Origin of the sequence: Cupriavidus sp. USMAA2-4, assembly GCF_001854305.1 — a bacterium.
Classification (GTDB): domain Bacteria; phylum Pseudomonadota; class Gammaproteobacteria; order Burkholderiales; family Burkholderiaceae; genus Cupriavidus; species Cupriavidus malaysiensis.
On sequence record NZ_CP017748.1, the window covers coordinates 1,947,318 to 1,961,455 of the forward strand.

Genomic DNA, 14,138 nt, shown 5'->3' on the forward strand with positions numbered 1-14,138 from the left:
TGCCTGCGCTTGCGGTGGCAGGCCGACCATCTCCTGGCGGTAGCGCACGCCGATGCGGCACCCCGCCCCGGCTGCCCCCCCCGATCGACGCCGCGGCACAAGCGCACAAGCGGTCATGCCGCGCAAAATCCTGTGGATAAGTCTTGGGATAAGTCCCTGGATAAGTGGCGGGACAAGTGTGGGACAAGTGCGGGAAAACTACCGGATAAGTGCCGGGAAAGCTGTGCGCAAGCTGTGCGCAAGTTGTGGAAACGCTGTGCGCAGCGTGTGGACAGGCGGCCGGCTGCACGCCCGCCCCCCGGCCCGGAAGCAGCCCTAGCCGTCGCGCCGGGCCGCCCTGACCACACAGTCGGACAGCCTGGCGAAGTGCCGCAAGGCGGCCTGGGTCAGTTCGACCTGCTTGCGCCGAGTGTCTTCCGTGTCGGACAACTGGATCCAGCCCTTCTCGCGCATGGACTTCAAGCGCGCATGCAGGGTCGAGGGAGAGCCCAGCTCGGCGTGGTGGATCAGGTCGCGCACGGAAAGCTGTGCCTTGGCCAGGCCGGCACGGCCGACACACTCCAGGATGCGCTGCTCCAGAGGATCCAGCGCGGGCAGCGAAGGCAGGCCGCGCACCGCTTCGGCAAGTTGCAGGAAACGCAAATAAATGTCAGCGGGTCGGGTCATGGGGTCGTTCCGAGGCTGGCGTCAGACTGGTTTGCGCTATGATCGGCACTCCGTTTCCGGCCGCCCGTTCACGCGCGCAGCCGCCATTCTATGTCAATGACCAAGCTCCGCCTGCAGGCCGGCATGGTGCTGGCGACGCTGCTGCTGTTCGTCGCGGCCCTGGCCTTGAACGAGTGCGTGTTCGCCCGCTCGGAATACGTGCGCGGCATCAACTGGATCTACCTGCCGGCAGGCGTGCGCCTGCTGTGCACCCTGCTGTTCGGCGAAGCCGGCGCGGTCGGCCTGCTGTTCGCGTCCTGGCTGGTCTGCTTCGGTTACTTCTTCCCGCACGACTTCAGCCGCGCCTTCATGGGTGGCATCATCGCCGCCGTCGCACCCTACCTTGTCTACCGGCTGGCGCAGCTGCGCTTCGGCCTGAAGGCCTCGCTGGTCAACCTGACACCGCGGCGCCTGCTCGCCTGCGTCCTTGCCTATTCGGTCGCCAGCCCGCTGCTGTACCACGCATGGCTGTTCCTCAGCGGCGCGCGGGAACACCTGCTGCAGGGCCTGCTGGTGATGTTCGTGGGCGACCTCAGCGGCACGCTGATCGTGATCTACACGCTCAAGGGGCTGCTGACCCTGTGCACCCGCCGCTCGACCAAGCTGCCCTGCTGAAGTCGCAGGTGCGGGCACGAAAAGGCCCGCGCGACAGTGGGCGCGGGCTCGGGATCCTTGCGCAGATGGTTTGCCCACAGGAGCGTCATGGGTGGATCGCAGCGCGGGGAAGAGCGCGGGGAAAAACAAGTGTGAAGCGCGTCTTTCCGTTTGCGGAGGCGACGGATATATCCCCTCCATGCGCGGCCATGATGGCGCGCGTGATCGGCAGGCCAAGGCCGCTGCTGTCGGATTCCGGGCGCACCCGCGACTTGTCGCCGCGAAAAAACCGGTCAAACAACGATGCCAGCAGCTCGACGGCAATCTCCGGGCCGGTGTTCTCCACGGCGATGCTGACTTCGTGCGTATCGGAGCTCGCCTCGATCAGGACTTTCCCATCAGCCGGCGTATGGCGCAATGCGTTGGACAGCAAGTTGCTCAGCGCCCGTCGCAGCATCAGGCGATCTCCCTCGATCGTGGCTTGCCCCCGCCATTCGAATTCAATGCCCTTGTCTTCGGCCAATGCCTCGTAGAACTCGAACAGCGCGGACACTTCGGACTCGACGGAGATGACCTCCTTGTGTGGCAGGTCAAGGCCGTGCTCCATCTTGGCCAGGTAGAGCATGTCGGAGACCATCCGCGAAAGCCGTTGCAACTCCTCGGCATTGGAGGCGAGTATCTCGCGATACCTGGCGGCGTCCCGGGGCTGCGAAAGCGCGACCTGCGTCTGGGTCATCAGGTTTGTCAGCGGTGTGCGCAGGTCATGTGCCAGGTCTGACGAGAAGTCCGACAGCCGCCGGAAGTCGTCCTGCAAGCGGTCGAGCATGGCATTCAGATCGGATGCCAGGTCCGCCATTTCCACCGGCACGGCATCGACCGGCATTCTCTCGGAGAGCTTCTCGCCCGTGACGGTCTGCGCGCGCGATGCCATGGTCCGCAGCGGCAGCAGGCCGCGCCGCGCCGCCCACCAGCCGAGGACGCCGCTGGCAAGCGCCGCCAGCGCGACATAGAAGACCAATGACTTGCGGAATGCCCGCATGAAATGCGCGTGGATCTCGGTGTCCATGGCAAGAACGACTTCCACGGATTGGCCATCCTGCGCCACCATCGATGCCCGCAGCGCGCGATACGCCTTGCCGGCGTCGGTCCACTGGATGACGTCACCCTTGTCACCGTGCTGCTCCAGCGCCTCGAGGGCGAGCGTGGTGTCGAATCCGGGCGAGGCAAAGTGTGTGCGACCCGGAGCATCGCGCACCAATACCAGCAGCCCTGCGTGATGCTGGTAGGTCTCGGTGAGACGTGCTGGCAATGTCGCGGTCGAACCCATGGCAATGGTGCTTTCCACCAGGCGCATATTGTCGCGCAGCATGACGTAGTCTTCGTCGGCAAAATGCCGGTTCATGGCCGTGTAGATCAGCAGGCCAAGTCCTAGCAGCACGCAGGTCGACGACAGGGAGAACAATGCCGTCAGGCGCGTGGTGAGCGAATACCTGCGCATCAGGCGTCGTCCCCGGGTGCCTCCAGCACGTAACCCATGCCGCGTATCGTCTGGATCAGCTTCGTTTCGTATTCGTCGTCGATCTTCGCGCGTAGGCGACGGATGGCAACGTCGATGACATTGCTGTCGCTGTCAAAATTCATGTCCCAGATCTGGGAGGCGATCAAGGACCGAGGCAGCACTTCGCCCCGACGTCTCGCCAGCAGCTCGAGCAGTGCGAACTCCTTGTTGGTCAAGACGATCTTGCGACCGGCCCGGATAGCCCGGCGGCGCGCGAGATCCAGTATCAGGTCGCCGACCTGAACGCGATCGATGGGCTGGCTACCGGCGCCGCGCCGCAGCAGTGTCCTGACCCTGGCAAGCAGTTCGGCAAAGGCGAACGGCTTCACCAGATAGTCATCGGCACCCAGTTCCAGACCCTTCACGCGATCGGCGACGCTGTCTCGCGCTGTCAGGAACAGAGCGGGCACGGGATTCTCCGAGGCACGCAAGCGCTGCAAGACTTTCCAGCCATCCAGGTCCGGGAGCATGACATCGAGAATCAACAGGTCATAGCTCTCCGTCGAGGCCATATGCAGGCCGTCCTGACCATTGCGCACGAGATCCACCACAAAACCTGCTTCCGAGAGGCCCTGGCGCAGGTATTCGCCCGTCTTCGCTTCATCCTCGACCACCAGCAGCTTCATCGCCTCTCCCCGTCCGCACGCATCCTGGATTCCCTTGATCCCGAAACGACGCCAGTGTACGGGCTGGAGGGAACATTACGCCCACCTTACTGGAATGTAATATTCGAGTCATTTCAAAGTTAGCCCGGGATCTCTAATCTTCGCTCGTGGCACCATTGCGAGGTGCCAGAGAAATAGGGAAGAGGAACCACTTCATGCGTTCGAAAACCTCCGCGGGCTTCGTTCTGCCCGGGCCTCATGGCCTTTCCAGGCGTCGCTTCGTCCACGGACTGGCTGCCGGTGGCGTACTGGGAGCACTAGGCGGATTGCCGACGGGAGCCTGGCCTCAAGCGACATCCGCCCGGCCACACGCCGGCAGCGGTACTGCGCCCGTGCTGCGCGGTAGCGAGTTCGATCTGGTCATCGAGGATGCCGCGGTGAACTTCACCGGCAGGCCGGGCGTTGCGCAGACCATCAACGGAATGCTGCCTGGCCCCACGCTGTGCTGGCGCAAGGGCGATACCGTCACCATTCGTGTCACGAACCGCCTGAACGAGCCAACCTCGATCCATTGGCACGGCATCATCCTGCCGTTCCAGATGGACGGGGTGCCCGGCATCAGCTTTGCCGGGATCGCGCCCGGCGAAACGTTCACATACCGGTTCAAGGTCGAGCAAACGGGCAGCTACTGGTATCACTCGCACTCGGGCTTCCAGGAGATGACGGGCGTCTACGGTGGCCTGATCATCGAAGGCGACGGCGACCCCGTCCGCGCCGACCGGGACTACTCCGTGCTGTTGTCGGACTGGACAGACGAGGACCCGATGCGGGTGCTCTCCAAGCTCAAGGTCCGGAGCGACTATTACAACTACAACCAGCCCACGGTCCTGGATTTCTTCCGTGACATCTCCCATGACGGCCTCAAGGCCGCCTTGGACAAGCGGAAGATGTGGAACCAGATGCGAATGAACCCGACGGATCTTGCCGACCTGTCCGGGGCAACGCTCACCTACCTCATGAACGGGGTCACGCCTGCCGGCAACTGGACGGGGCTTTTCCGTCCGGGCGAAAAGGTGCGGCTCCGCTTCATCAATGGTGCGGGCAATACCTTCTACGATGTGCGCATTCCGGGACTCAAGCTTAAGGTGGTCCAGGTCGATGGCCAGAACATCGAACCGGTCACCATCGACGAATTCCGCTTCGGGCCTGGCGAGACATGCGACGTGCTGGTCGAACCGACCGACGAAGCTCACACCATCTTTGCGCAAAGCATGGACCGGACAGGCTTTGCCCGCGGCACGCTGGCCGCTCGTGAGGGGCTTCAGGCGCCGGTGCCCGCGCCGGACAAGGTGGAATGGCTCGCCATGGCCGACATGATGGGGAGCATGGGCCATGGCGGCATGGATCACGGCATGATGGCCGGCATGGATCATGGCGCGATGAACCATGGAGCCTTGCCCATGGAGCACAGCCAGCATGGTGGCATGGCGATGGACCATAGCCAGCACACCATCTCCGGCAGGCAAGGCATGGAGGTGGCAGATCCGCTCAAGGTGCCCAGCACGAAGGCGCGGCACGCGCGCACGGAGTACGGCGCCAGCACGGACATGCGTGTCGACATGGCACGGACCAATCTCGACGATCCCGGCATCGGACTGCGCAACAACGGGCGACGCGTCCTGACTCTGTCGGACCAGCACACGATTGGCGGCGCGATGGATGCGCGCGGCCCGGGGCGCGAGGTGGAGCTGCACTTGACGGGAAACATGGAACGCTATGCCTGGTCGCTCGACGGCGTGGAATTCGGCCAGTCGACGCCTGTCTTCTTCAAGCACGGCGAGCGACTACGGGTCATCCTGCACAACGACACGATGATGACGCACCCGATGCACCTGCACGGCATGTGGAGCGAGCTGGAAACGCCGGACGGATCTTTTCAGGCGCGGCGCCACACCATTCCCGTGCAGCCGGCGCAACGCATCAGCTTTCTGGTCACGGCCGATGCGCTGGGGCGATGGGCATGGCACTGCCACCTGATGCTGCATATGGACGCAGGCATGTTCCGCGAAGTGGTGGTGGCCTGATGCTTCAGTTCCCGAAGGCTTATCGCATGCGCCATCCGAAAGCGACACTGCTTGCCGTGCTGGTCGCCGGCACAACCACGATGCCGGCATGGGCGCAACATTCCCATGGCGACCATGCCGCGCCACAGGCTGCGGGTGCCGCCCCCTCAGCGCCCGGGGCCGAGGGTGCGTCCGCAGCGCCGCTGCAAGGCATGGATGGCGACACCATGCCAACGATGGATGGCGGCGAGATGCAGGGCATGGACGGAGAGCCGATCCAGACCATGGACGGTGCGTCACCGCCGACGACGACCATGGACCATGGCGACATGCAGATGCAGGGTGGCAGCGCCCCCGCCGATGCTCGTGATCCACATGCCTATTCAGGTGGATACCAACTCGGTGTCGGAAAATACGCGCTCGGTGACCATCGCCAGCTTCATATGGCAGACGAACACCTGTTCGCGTCGGTGCTTGTCGATCGACTCGAATGGACGCGCGGAGCCGACAGCAATGCTGCATCGTACGAGGCGCAAGCCTGGTTCGGAAGCACCTACAACAAGTTCGTGATCAAGGCGGAAGGCGAGGCTGAGCGCGGAAAGGTCCATGACGCACGCACGGAACTCCTGTGGGGCCACGCGGTGGCAACGTACTGGGACACGCAACTGGGTTTCCGCAACGATGCCGGCTATGGACGCCCAGGCCGCAACTGGCTCGCATTCGGTGTGCAGGGACTGGCTCCCTACTGGTTCGAGGTGGACGCAACGGGATACGTCGGCACCGAAGGCCGCACTGCACTGCGGCTGTCCGCCGAATACGAACTGCTGATCACCCAGCGGTTGATCCTGCAGCCGCGCCTCGAGGCCAATCTGTACGGCAAGCGCGATCCTGCCGTGGGCGTCGGAAGCGGCCTTTCAAACGGCACCATCGGGATTCGATTGCGTTATGAAATCAGCCGGCAGTTCGCCCCGTACATCGGCGTCGAACGCTACCAGGCGTTCGGCAATACGGCGGATTTGGTCCGGGCATCCGGCGGTCGCAGTGGAGAGACGCGGTTTATTGCCGGTGTACGGCTCTGGTTCTGATTCCCGCATCATCACCATCGAAGGAAAGTCCATGACATCCATGATCTCCGCGGCTAGGCCGCTGCTGGCGACCGCCGCCATCCTTGCCAGCACCGCTGCGCTGGCACATCCCAGGCTGGTCAGTTCATCGCCCGCCGAGGGGGCGGAAGGCGCCGCCCCCCAAAGGATCGAACTGCACTTCTCCGAGAACCTGGTCAAGCAATTCTCCGGCGCCAATCTGGTCATGACCGGCATGCCGGGAATGAGCGATCACGCCACCATGAAGGTGGCCAGCTCGGTCTCCGGGGGCGACGATCCGAAGACCATGCTCATTACGCCGAAGAGCCCATTGGTGCCGGGCACCTACCGTGTGGAGTGGCGTGCCGTGTCCTCGGATACACACTCGATCACGGGCGCCATCAACTTCAAGGTGAACTGAGCGCATGCAGGTCGACTGGATGAATGTACTGGTGCGATTCGCACTGTATCTGGATCTGATGCTCGTGTTCGGCCTGCCCCTGTTTGCCTGCTATGCGTTGCAAGGCGCCGAACGGATCTCCCCGCTCGCGCGCCAGTACATCAAGTGGACCGCCGCGGCCAGCGCGGCGGGCATCATGCTGTCTGGAATCGAGATGCTTGTGATGGCAAAAGCCATGACCGGAGCCTCGGCATACTCGGATCTGAGCGTCCACGTCTTCGAGATGATGGTGACCGGAACCGGCTTCGGTACCGCATGGTCCGGTCGACAGATCGGGCTGCTCGCCAGCCTCCTCATCACGCTCGCCTTGGCAAGGCGACCCTCCGCTCAGATCCGCCTGCTGGCACTGACGGGGGCGGTGGCGCTGTCCTCGCTGGCCTGGGCGGGGCACGGCGCCATGGACGACGGGGATCGCCGCGTCATCCACCTGCTCGCCGATATCGCGCATCTGCTCGCGGCCGGGGCATGGGTCGGCGCGCTCGCCGCCTTCGTTCTGCTTGGCAAGGCGACGCAACGTGATGCGACCCTGCTGAGTCTTCTGGCGCGGACTGCGCATGGTTTCGCGCTGCCAGGGAGTGTCATCGTGGCAACGCTGGTCGTAACCGGTACCGCAAACTATTGGCTCATCGCCGGGTTGCCCTCGGCATCCGCAATGCGCACGTCTTACGGCATGTTGCTGCTGATCAAGCTCGCACTGTTCGGGACCATGCTCGTCATGGCGGCGTTGAACAGGTATCGGCTGACTCCCAGGCTGGCTGCCGAGATCCGGATCGGCAACGCAGTGGGAGCCAGCCGGGCCCTGCGCAGAAGCCTGCAGTGGGAGATGGCGACGTCGATCGCGGTGCTCGTCGCAGTTGCGATCCTGGGCGTGTTATCGCCAGACGCCTGAGGTGCCGCTCGGATATCGGGAACCTGCGACAGACGCGCCGCGATCGCTTCCGGCGTATCTGGTGCCTTCCTTCGTGTGGCGAACATCTGTTGACGGCCTCGTGGTCGCCTGAGATGAAACAAAAACCCCGCACGAGGCGGGGTAGATGTTGACAGCTTTCCGTGACGGAATCTCAGAACGGGATATCGTCGTCCATGTCCTCGAAGCCGTTCGACGGTGCCTGCTGCTGGCGCCGTGCGCCGCCCTGCTGGCCACCGCCCTGACCGCCGCCCTGACCGCCGCCCTGACCGCCGCCCTGGCCGCGGCCACCGCCGTAGCCACCGCCCGAGGCCTCGCGGCCGCCGCCGTAGCCACCACCACCGCCACCGCCGCCCATGTCGTCACCGCCGCCACCCATACCCTGGCGCGCCCCCAGCATCTGCATCTGGTCGGCGACGATCTCGGTGCTGTACTTGTCCTGGCCGGACTGGTCCTGCCACTTGCGGGTGCGGATGCGCCCTTCGATGTAGACCTGGGAGCCCTTGCGCAGGTACTGGCCGGCGATCTCGGCGAGCTTGCCGAAGAAGGCCACGCGGTGCCATTCGGTCAGCTCCTTCATGTCGCCGCTGGCCTTGTCGCGATAGCGGTCGGTGGTAGCCAGGCGGATGTTGGTCACGGCGTCGCCGCTGGGCATGTAGCGGGTTTCCGGGTCCGCGCCCAGGTTGCCGACGAGAATGACTTTGTTGACCGATGCCATATGATGATCTCCGAAAACCACGCCCTGCGAGTCCAGACAAGTGGCGTGGCAATACCCTGACGATTGCTGCGAGGCGCCGTGGCGGCATCGCGGCCGCCGCTGCGCGCCAGCTGGCGCAACGGCATCCGGACGCGCATCGGCGGCCACGTAAACGAACAACGCGCACCCGGCCAGGAAGTCGGGCGCGCGGTCATGCTAAAGCCTGCGGCTGGCCGGAAACGTTGCAAAACGACGCGATTCGATGTGATCGATGCGCCGGCGCGGCCGGCCGGGCCGCTCAGTGCTCCGGCTAGTGCGCCGGTGCCGGCGTGCCGCCCTGGCCCCGGGCCGGCGGCGGCTTCATGCTCCAGGCGATTATAAGCCAGAGCACCAGCACGGCCGCGCAGGCATAGAACACGGCGCCATGTCCCTCGTGCTTGAGGATCCAGCCGCCCACGGCGCCGCCCAGGAACAGGCCCAGCGCCTGCGTCGTGTTGTACACGCCCAGCGCCGCGCCGCGCGAGGCCGCCGCGTAGCGCGACACCAGCGAGGGCTGCATGGCTTCCAGCACGTTGAAGGCGACGAAGAACAGCAGCAGGACGCCGACGATGCTCCAGAAACCGTGCACGCCCGCGAACAGCAGCTGCACCACCGTCATCAGCGCCACCGAGCTGAGCAGCACGGGACGTACCTTGCCATAGCGTTCGGCCGCCATCATCGGAGCCAGCATCAACAGGAAGGACACCAGCACCACCGGCAGGTAGACCTTCCAGTGCTGGTCCAGCGGCATGCCCGCCTCGGTCAGCATGGCCGGCACCACCATGAACATCGCCACCTGGCTCGCGTGCAGGGCCAGCACGCCGACGTTGAGGCGCGCCAGGTCGGCATTGAGCAGCACGCTGCGGAACGGCAGGCGCACCGGATGCGGCGGCGGCGGGCTCGGCACCACGAACAGGGTGACGCCGATCGCCACCACGCCCAGCACCGACATCAGCGCGAAGATGCCGTGCATGCCGATCGAGTGCAGCAGCGGCGAGGCGATCACCAGCGACAGGGCAAAGGTCAAGCCGATGCTGCCGCCGACCATGGCCATGGCCTTGGTGCGGTGCCGCTCGCGCGTGAGGTCGGCAATGCAGGCGGTGATGGCCGCCGAGATCGCGCCCATGCCTTGCAGCGCGCGGCCGATGATGATGCCGGTCAGCGTATCCGAGAAGGCGGCCACCGCGCCGCCGGCGATGAACAGCAGCAGGCCGCCGACCATCACCGGCTTGCGGCCGATGCGATCGGACAGCCAGCCGAGCGGAATGTGCAGGAAGGCCTGCATCAGGCCATAGATGCCCATCGCCAGGCCGACGCGCTGGGCGTCGTGGCCGTCGGGCAGGCCGCGCGCGTATTCGGCGAACACCGGCAGGATCAGGAACAGGCCCAGCATGCGCAGGGCGAAGATGCTGGCCAGCGACAGGCTGGCACGCAGTTCGGCGCGGGTCATGCGCTCGCGCGCGGCGCCGGCCTGGGCGTCCGTGGCGGCACCTTGGGAAGAAGACGGGATCGACGGCATCGCGGTCGTTGGGGGAAAGGTTCGGACAGGTCGGCAGCTGCGCACTCCGGCCCGGCGGCCAACCGGCGCCGGCAGATTCGATCGCGCCGGCGGCGGGAAGTTGCCGGCTTCGCGGCGGGCACGGCCTGCGACCGATCGCCGCAGCAGCCTGCCGCTCGTGGCGGCATCCGGCGCGCCTGGACAGGCTGACAACCCGGGAAACCGAAGTTCGGTATATTAACAGGTTTGCCCCTTCGCGCTTCGCGGGCCACATCCCCGGCCCTGCCTTGAAAACAGGCGTGCCTGGGCACACTTTTCCCGCTTCGCCTCTTGCTGGCCCGCCCCGCCTCCCGGCCTGCCCGGCGGCACTGGAAATGGCGCATGATGCACATTAAGGAAGCGGCCTGGCGGGGACGGGCCTGAATGCGTGAGAACTCGGCGTATGGACGAAATCAAGATCCGTGGGGCACGTACCCATAACCTGAAGAACATCAATCTCGACCTGCCGCGCAACCAGCTGGTCGTGATCACCGGCCTGTCGGGCTCGGGCAAGTCGTCGCTGGCCTTCGACACGCTCTATGCCGAAGGCCAGCGGCGCTACGTCGAGTCGCTGTCGGCCTACGCGCGCCAGTTCCTGCAGATGATGGAAAAGCCCGACGTCGACCTGATCGAGGGCCTGTCCCCTGCCATCTCCATCGAGCAGAAGGCCACCAGCCACAACCCGCGCTCCACCGTGGGCACGGTGACCGAGATCCACGACTACCTGCGCCTGCTGTTTGCGCGCGCCGGCACCCCGTACTGCCCCGACCACGGGCTGGCCCTGGAGGCGCAGAGCGTGTCGCAGATGGTGGATGCCGTGCTGGCGCTGCCCGAGGACACCAAGCTGATGATCCTGGCGCCGGTGGTCACCGATCGCAAGGGCGAGCACGGCGACCTGTTCGACGCCATGCAGGCGCAGGGCTTCGTGCGCTTCCGCATCCGCTCGGGCGGCGGCGCCGCGCACGAGGCGCCGGCCGCGGTCTACGAGGCCGACGCCCTGCCCAAGCTGAAGAAGACCGAGAAGCACACCATCGAAGTGGTGGTGGACCGCGTCAAGGTGCGCGCCGACATCAAGCAGCGCCTGGCCGAGTCCTTCGAGACCGCGCTGCGCCTGGCTGACGGCCGTGCCGTCGCGCTGGAGCTCGACAGCGGGCATGAGCACCTGTTCAGCTCCAAGTTCGCCTGCCCGATCTGCTCCTATTCGCTGCAGGAGCTGGAGCCGCGGCTGTTCTCCTTCAACAACCCGATGGGCGCCTGCCCGAGTTGCGATGGCCTGGGCCAGATCACCTTCTTCGATCCGAAGCGGGTGGTGGCCTTTCCCAATCTGTCGCTGGCCTCGGGTGCGATCAAGGGCTGGGACCGCCGCAACCAGTTCTACTTCCAGATGCTGCAGAGCCTGGCGGCCTTCTACGACTTCGACACCGACACCCCCTTCGAGGACCTGCCGGAAACGGTGCAGAAGGTGGTGCTGCACGGCTCGGGCGAGCAACAGATCCCGTTCTCCTACATCAACGAGCGCGGGCGCACCACGGTGCGCGAGCATGCCTTCGAGGGCATCATCCCCAACCTGGAGCGGCGCTACCGCGAGACCGACTCGGTGGCGGTGCGCGAGGAACTGGCCAAGTACCAGAACAACCAGCCCTGCCCGGCCTGCCAGGGCACGCGCCTGCGCACCGAGGCGCGCCACGTCAAGGTCGGCGACGGCGGGCAGGCACGCGCCATCTTCGAGATCAATGGCTGGCCGCTGCGCGACGCGCTGACCTGGTTCCTGACGCTGGACCTGCACGGCGCCAAGCGCGAGATCGCCGACAAGATCGTCAAGGAAATCACTGCGCGGCTGAACTTCCTCAACAACGTCGGGCTGGACTACCTGTCGCTGGAGCGCAGCGCCGACACGCTGTCGGGCGGCGAGGCCCAGCGCATCCGCCTCGCCTCGCAGATCGGCTCGGGCCTGACCGGCGTGATGTACGTGCTGGACGAGCCGTCGATCGGCCTGCACCAGCGCGACAACGACCGCCTGATCGGCACCCTCAAGCACCTGCGCGACATCGGCAACTCGGTGCTGGTGGTCGAGCATGACGAAGACATGATCCGCGCCAGCGACTACGTGGTCGACATGGGCCCGGGCGCCGGCGTGCACGGCGGCATGGTGGTGGCCGAGGGCACGCCGGGCGAGGTCGAGGCGGCGCCCGCCTCGCTGACCGGCCAGTACCTGTCCGGCGCGCGCCGCATCGCGGTGCCGGCCGAGCGCGCCGCACCCGACGCGGAGCGCCTGCTGCGCATCGTCAACGCCAGCGGCAACAACCTGAAGCACGTCAACGCCGAGATCCCGATCGGGCTGCTGACCTGCGTCACCGGCGTGTCCGGCTCGGGCAAGTCGACGCTGATCAACGATACGCTGTACAACGCCGTGGCACGCCACCTGTACGGCTCCACGCCGGAGCCGGCCCCCTACGAGCGCATCGACGGGCTGGAGCACTTCGACAAGGTCATCAACGTCGACCAGAGCCCGATCGGGCGCACGCCGCGCTCGAACCCCGCCACCTACACCGGCCTCTTCACGCCGATCCGCGAGTTGTTCGCCGGGGTGCCGTCGGCCAAGGAACGCGGCTACGACCCGGGCCGCTTCTCCTTCAACGTCAAGGGCGGACGCTGCGAGTCCTGCCAGGGCGACGGCGTGATCAAGGTGGAGATGCACTTCCTGCCCGACGTCTACGTGCCCTGCGATGTCTGCCACGGCAAGCGCTACAACCGCGAGACACTGGAGGTGCTGTACAAGGGCCGCAACATCTCCGAGGTGCTCGAACTGACGGTGGAGCAGGCGCACGAGTTCTTCGGCGCGGTGCCGGTGATCCGGCGCAAGCTGCAGACCCTGCTCGACGTCGGCCTGGGCTACATCCGGCTGGGGCAGTCGGCCACCACGCTGTCCGGCGGCGAGGCGCAGCGCGTCAAGCTGTCGCTGGAACTCTCCAAGCGCGACACCGGCCGCACCCTGTACATCCTCGACGAGCCCACCACCGGCCTGCACTTCCATGACATCGAGCTGCTGCTCAAGGTCATCCACAAGTTGCGCGACCAGGGCAATACGGTGGTCATCATCGAGCACAACCTGGACGTGATCAAGACCGCGGACTGGCTGCTCGACCTGGGTCCCGAGGGCGGCGCCGGCGGCGGGCAGATCGTCGCGCGCGGCACGCCGGAGGATGTCGCGGCCAGCAAGGCGAGCTTCACCGGCCGCTACCTGGCACCGCTGCTGACGCGCGGCTAGGCGTTCGCCGCCGCGCTTGCCATGGCGCTTGCATTCGCGCCGGCGGCACCTACCATGGACTGCAGCGGCGCCCCACGGCGCCGCCCGAGCAGGAGTCCCGTCATGGATGCCGCCGTCAGCCTGAGCCTGGTCCAGGTCGCCAAACCCGAGGCGGCCAACTTCATCTTCGGCCAATCCCACTTCATCAAGACCGTGGAAGACATCCACGAGGCCGTGGCGGGCACCGTGCCCGGCGCACGCTTCGGGCTGGCCTTCTGCGAGGCCTCCGGCAAGCGCCTGGTGCGCTGGTCCGGCACCGAGGAAGCGCTGGTCGACCTGGCCTGCGAGAACGCCCTGGCGGTCGGCGCCGGCCACAGCTTCTTCCTCTTCCTGGGCGACGGGCTGTTTCCCGTCAATGTGCTGGCGGCCGTGCGGGCGGTGCCCGAGCTATGCCGCATCTACTGCGCCACGGCCAACCCGGTGCAGGTCATCGTGGCGCAGACGGCGCAGGGACGCGCGGTGCTCGGCGTGGTGGACGGCGCCGGTCCGCTCGGCCTCGAGACCGAGGCGGACATTGCCGAACGGCGGGGCCTGCTGCGCGCGCTCGGCTACAAGCTGTAGGCTTGCGCCGGCGGCGGCGTGCT

The 14,138-nt window shown here is 66.0% G+C and carries 12 protein-coding genes; 7 read left to right on the forward strand and 5 right to left on the reverse strand.

What is annotated here, in order from left to right:
* Window positions 1-315: 315 nt before the first annotated feature.
* Window positions 316-666, reverse strand: coding sequence for a MarR family transcriptional regulator (locus tag BKK79_RS08500; RefSeq protein ID WP_071010936.1), 351 nt, complete (start codon window positions 664-666; stop codon window positions 316-318).
* 96 nt (window positions 667-762) lie between these two features.
* On the opposite strand from BKK79_RS08500, the gene BKK79_RS08505 reads away from it, so the two are divergent.
* Window positions 763-1,320, forward strand: a complete 558-nt coding sequence (locus BKK79_RS08505) for a hypothetical protein (protein WP_071010935.1) — start codon at window positions 763-765, stop codon at window positions 1,318-1,320.
* Window positions 1,321-1,405: 85 nt separating this feature from the next.
* On the opposite strand, the gene BKK79_RS08510 is transcribed toward BKK79_RS08505, so the two are convergent.
* Window positions 1,406-2,797 carry a heavy metal sensor histidine kinase gene (locus BKK79_RS08510; protein ID WP_071037533.1) on the reverse strand — a complete coding sequence of 464 codons (1,392 nt, stop codon included), beginning with the start codon at window positions 2,795-2,797 and terminating at the stop codon, window positions 1,406-1,408.
* Window positions 2,797-3,483 carry a heavy metal response regulator transcription factor gene (locus BKK79_RS08515; RefSeq protein ID WP_071037534.1) on the reverse strand — a complete coding sequence of 229 codons (687 nt, stop codon included), beginning with the start codon at window positions 3,481-3,483 and terminating at the stop codon, window positions 2,797-2,799. Before BKK79_RS08515 ends, BKK79_RS08510 begins: the two co-directional genes overlap by 1 nt.
* A gap of 194 nt (window positions 3,484-3,677) precedes the next feature.
* Here BKK79_RS08515 and BKK79_RS08520 point away from each other — a divergent pair, with 194 nt between their 5' ends.
* Genes BKK79_RS08520 through copD form a run of 4 tightly spaced genes read left to right on the forward strand, consistent with a single transcriptional unit; the run spans window position 3,678 to window position 7,956 of the window.
* Window positions 3,678-5,546, forward strand: coding sequence for a copper resistance system multicopper oxidase (locus BKK79_RS08520; RefSeq protein ID WP_071037535.1), 1,869 nt, complete (start codon window positions 3,678-3,680; stop codon window positions 5,544-5,546).
* Window positions 5,546-6,610 (forward strand): copper resistance protein B, encoded by a 1,065-nt coding sequence (locus BKK79_RS08525; protein WP_442873247.1) that lies wholly within the window; start codon window positions 5,546-5,548, stop codon window positions 6,608-6,610. The genes BKK79_RS08520 and BKK79_RS08525 overlap by 1 nt, the downstream gene beginning before the upstream one ends.
* A gap of 31 nt (window positions 6,611-6,641) precedes the next feature.
* Window positions 6,642-7,028 (forward strand): copper homeostasis periplasmic binding protein CopC, encoded by a 387-nt coding sequence (copC, locus tag BKK79_RS08530; RefSeq protein ID WP_071037536.1) that lies wholly within the window; start codon window positions 6,642-6,644, stop codon window positions 7,026-7,028.
* Window positions 7,029-7,032: 4 nt separating this feature from the next.
* Window positions 7,033-7,956, forward strand: coding sequence for a copper homeostasis membrane protein CopD (copD, locus tag BKK79_RS08535; RefSeq protein ID WP_071037537.1), 924 nt, complete (start codon window positions 7,033-7,035; stop codon window positions 7,954-7,956).
* Between the two features lie 172 nt (window positions 7,957-8,128).
* Here the strand turns inward: copD and BKK79_RS08540 are convergent, their stop codons facing one another.
* Complete coding sequence (locus BKK79_RS08540; RefSeq protein WP_071037538.1) at window positions 8,129-8,692, reverse strand: single-stranded DNA-binding protein; 564 nt, start codon at window positions 8,690-8,692, stop codon at window positions 8,129-8,131.
* A 289-nt stretch (window positions 8,693-8,981) separates the two neighbouring features.
* Window positions 8,982-10,229 carry an MFS transporter gene (locus BKK79_RS08545; RefSeq protein WP_071010928.1) on the reverse strand — a complete coding sequence of 416 codons (1,248 nt, stop codon included), beginning with the start codon at window positions 10,227-10,229 and terminating at the stop codon, window positions 8,982-8,984.
* A 421-nt stretch (window positions 10,230-10,650) separates the two neighbouring features.
* Between BKK79_RS08545 and uvrA the strand changes: the two genes are divergently transcribed.
* Together uvrA and BKK79_RS08555 are read left to right on the forward strand one after the other, a co-directional pair.
* Entirely contained in the window at window positions 10,651-13,515 is a 2,865-nt protein-coding gene (gene uvrA / locus BKK79_RS08550) for an excinuclease ABC subunit UvrA (protein WP_071037539.1), read from the forward strand.
* A 102-nt stretch (window positions 13,516-13,617) separates the two neighbouring features.
* Window positions 13,618-14,115 (forward strand): adenosine-specific kinase, encoded by a 498-nt coding sequence (locus BKK79_RS08555; RefSeq protein WP_071010926.1) that lies wholly within the window; start codon window positions 13,618-13,620, stop codon window positions 14,113-14,115.
* The last annotated feature ends 23 nt before the right edge of the window (window positions 14,116-14,138 follow it).

Coding starts and splice junctions, on each gene's coding strand:
- BKK79_RS08500 (WP_071010936.1), bottom strand. CDS start 666: ATGACCCGACCCGCTGACATTTATTTGCGTTTCCTGCAACTTGCCGAA.
- BKK79_RS08505 (WP_071010935.1), top strand. CDS start 763: ATGACCAAGCTCCGCCTGCAGGCCGGCATGGTGCTGGCGACGCTGCTG.
- BKK79_RS08510 (WP_071037533.1), bottom strand. CDS start 2,797: ATGCGCAGGTATTCGCTCACCACGCGCCTGACGGCATTGTTCTCCCTG.
- BKK79_RS08515 (WP_071037534.1), bottom strand. CDS start 3,483: ATGAAGCTGCTGGTGGTCGAGGATGAAGCGAAGACGGGCGAATACCTG.
- BKK79_RS08520 (WP_071037535.1), top strand. CDS start 3,678: ATGCGTTCGAAAACCTCCGCGGGCTTCGTTCTGCCCGGGCCTCATGGC.
- BKK79_RS08525 (WP_442873247.1), top strand. CDS start 5,546: ATGCTTCAGTTCCCGAAGGCTTATCGCATGCGCCATCCGAAAGCGACA.
- copC (WP_071037536.1), top strand. CDS start 6,642: ATGACATCCATGATCTCCGCGGCTAGGCCGCTGCTGGCGACCGCCGCC.
- copD (WP_071037537.1), top strand. CDS start 7,033: ATGCAGGTCGACTGGATGAATGTACTGGTGCGATTCGCACTGTATCTG.
- BKK79_RS08540 (WP_071037538.1), bottom strand. CDS start 8,692: ATGGCATCGGTCAACAAAGTCATTCTCGTCGGCAACCTGGGCGCGGAC.
- BKK79_RS08545 (WP_071010928.1), bottom strand. CDS start 10,229: ATGCCGTCGATCCCGTCTTCTTCCCAAGGTGCCGCCACGGACGCCCAG.
- uvrA (WP_071037539.1), top strand. CDS start 10,651: ATGGACGAAATCAAGATCCGTGGGGCACGTACCCATAACCTGAAGAAC.
- BKK79_RS08555 (WP_071010926.1), top strand. CDS start 13,618: ATGGATGCCGCCGTCAGCCTGAGCCTGGTCCAGGTCGCCAAACCCGAG.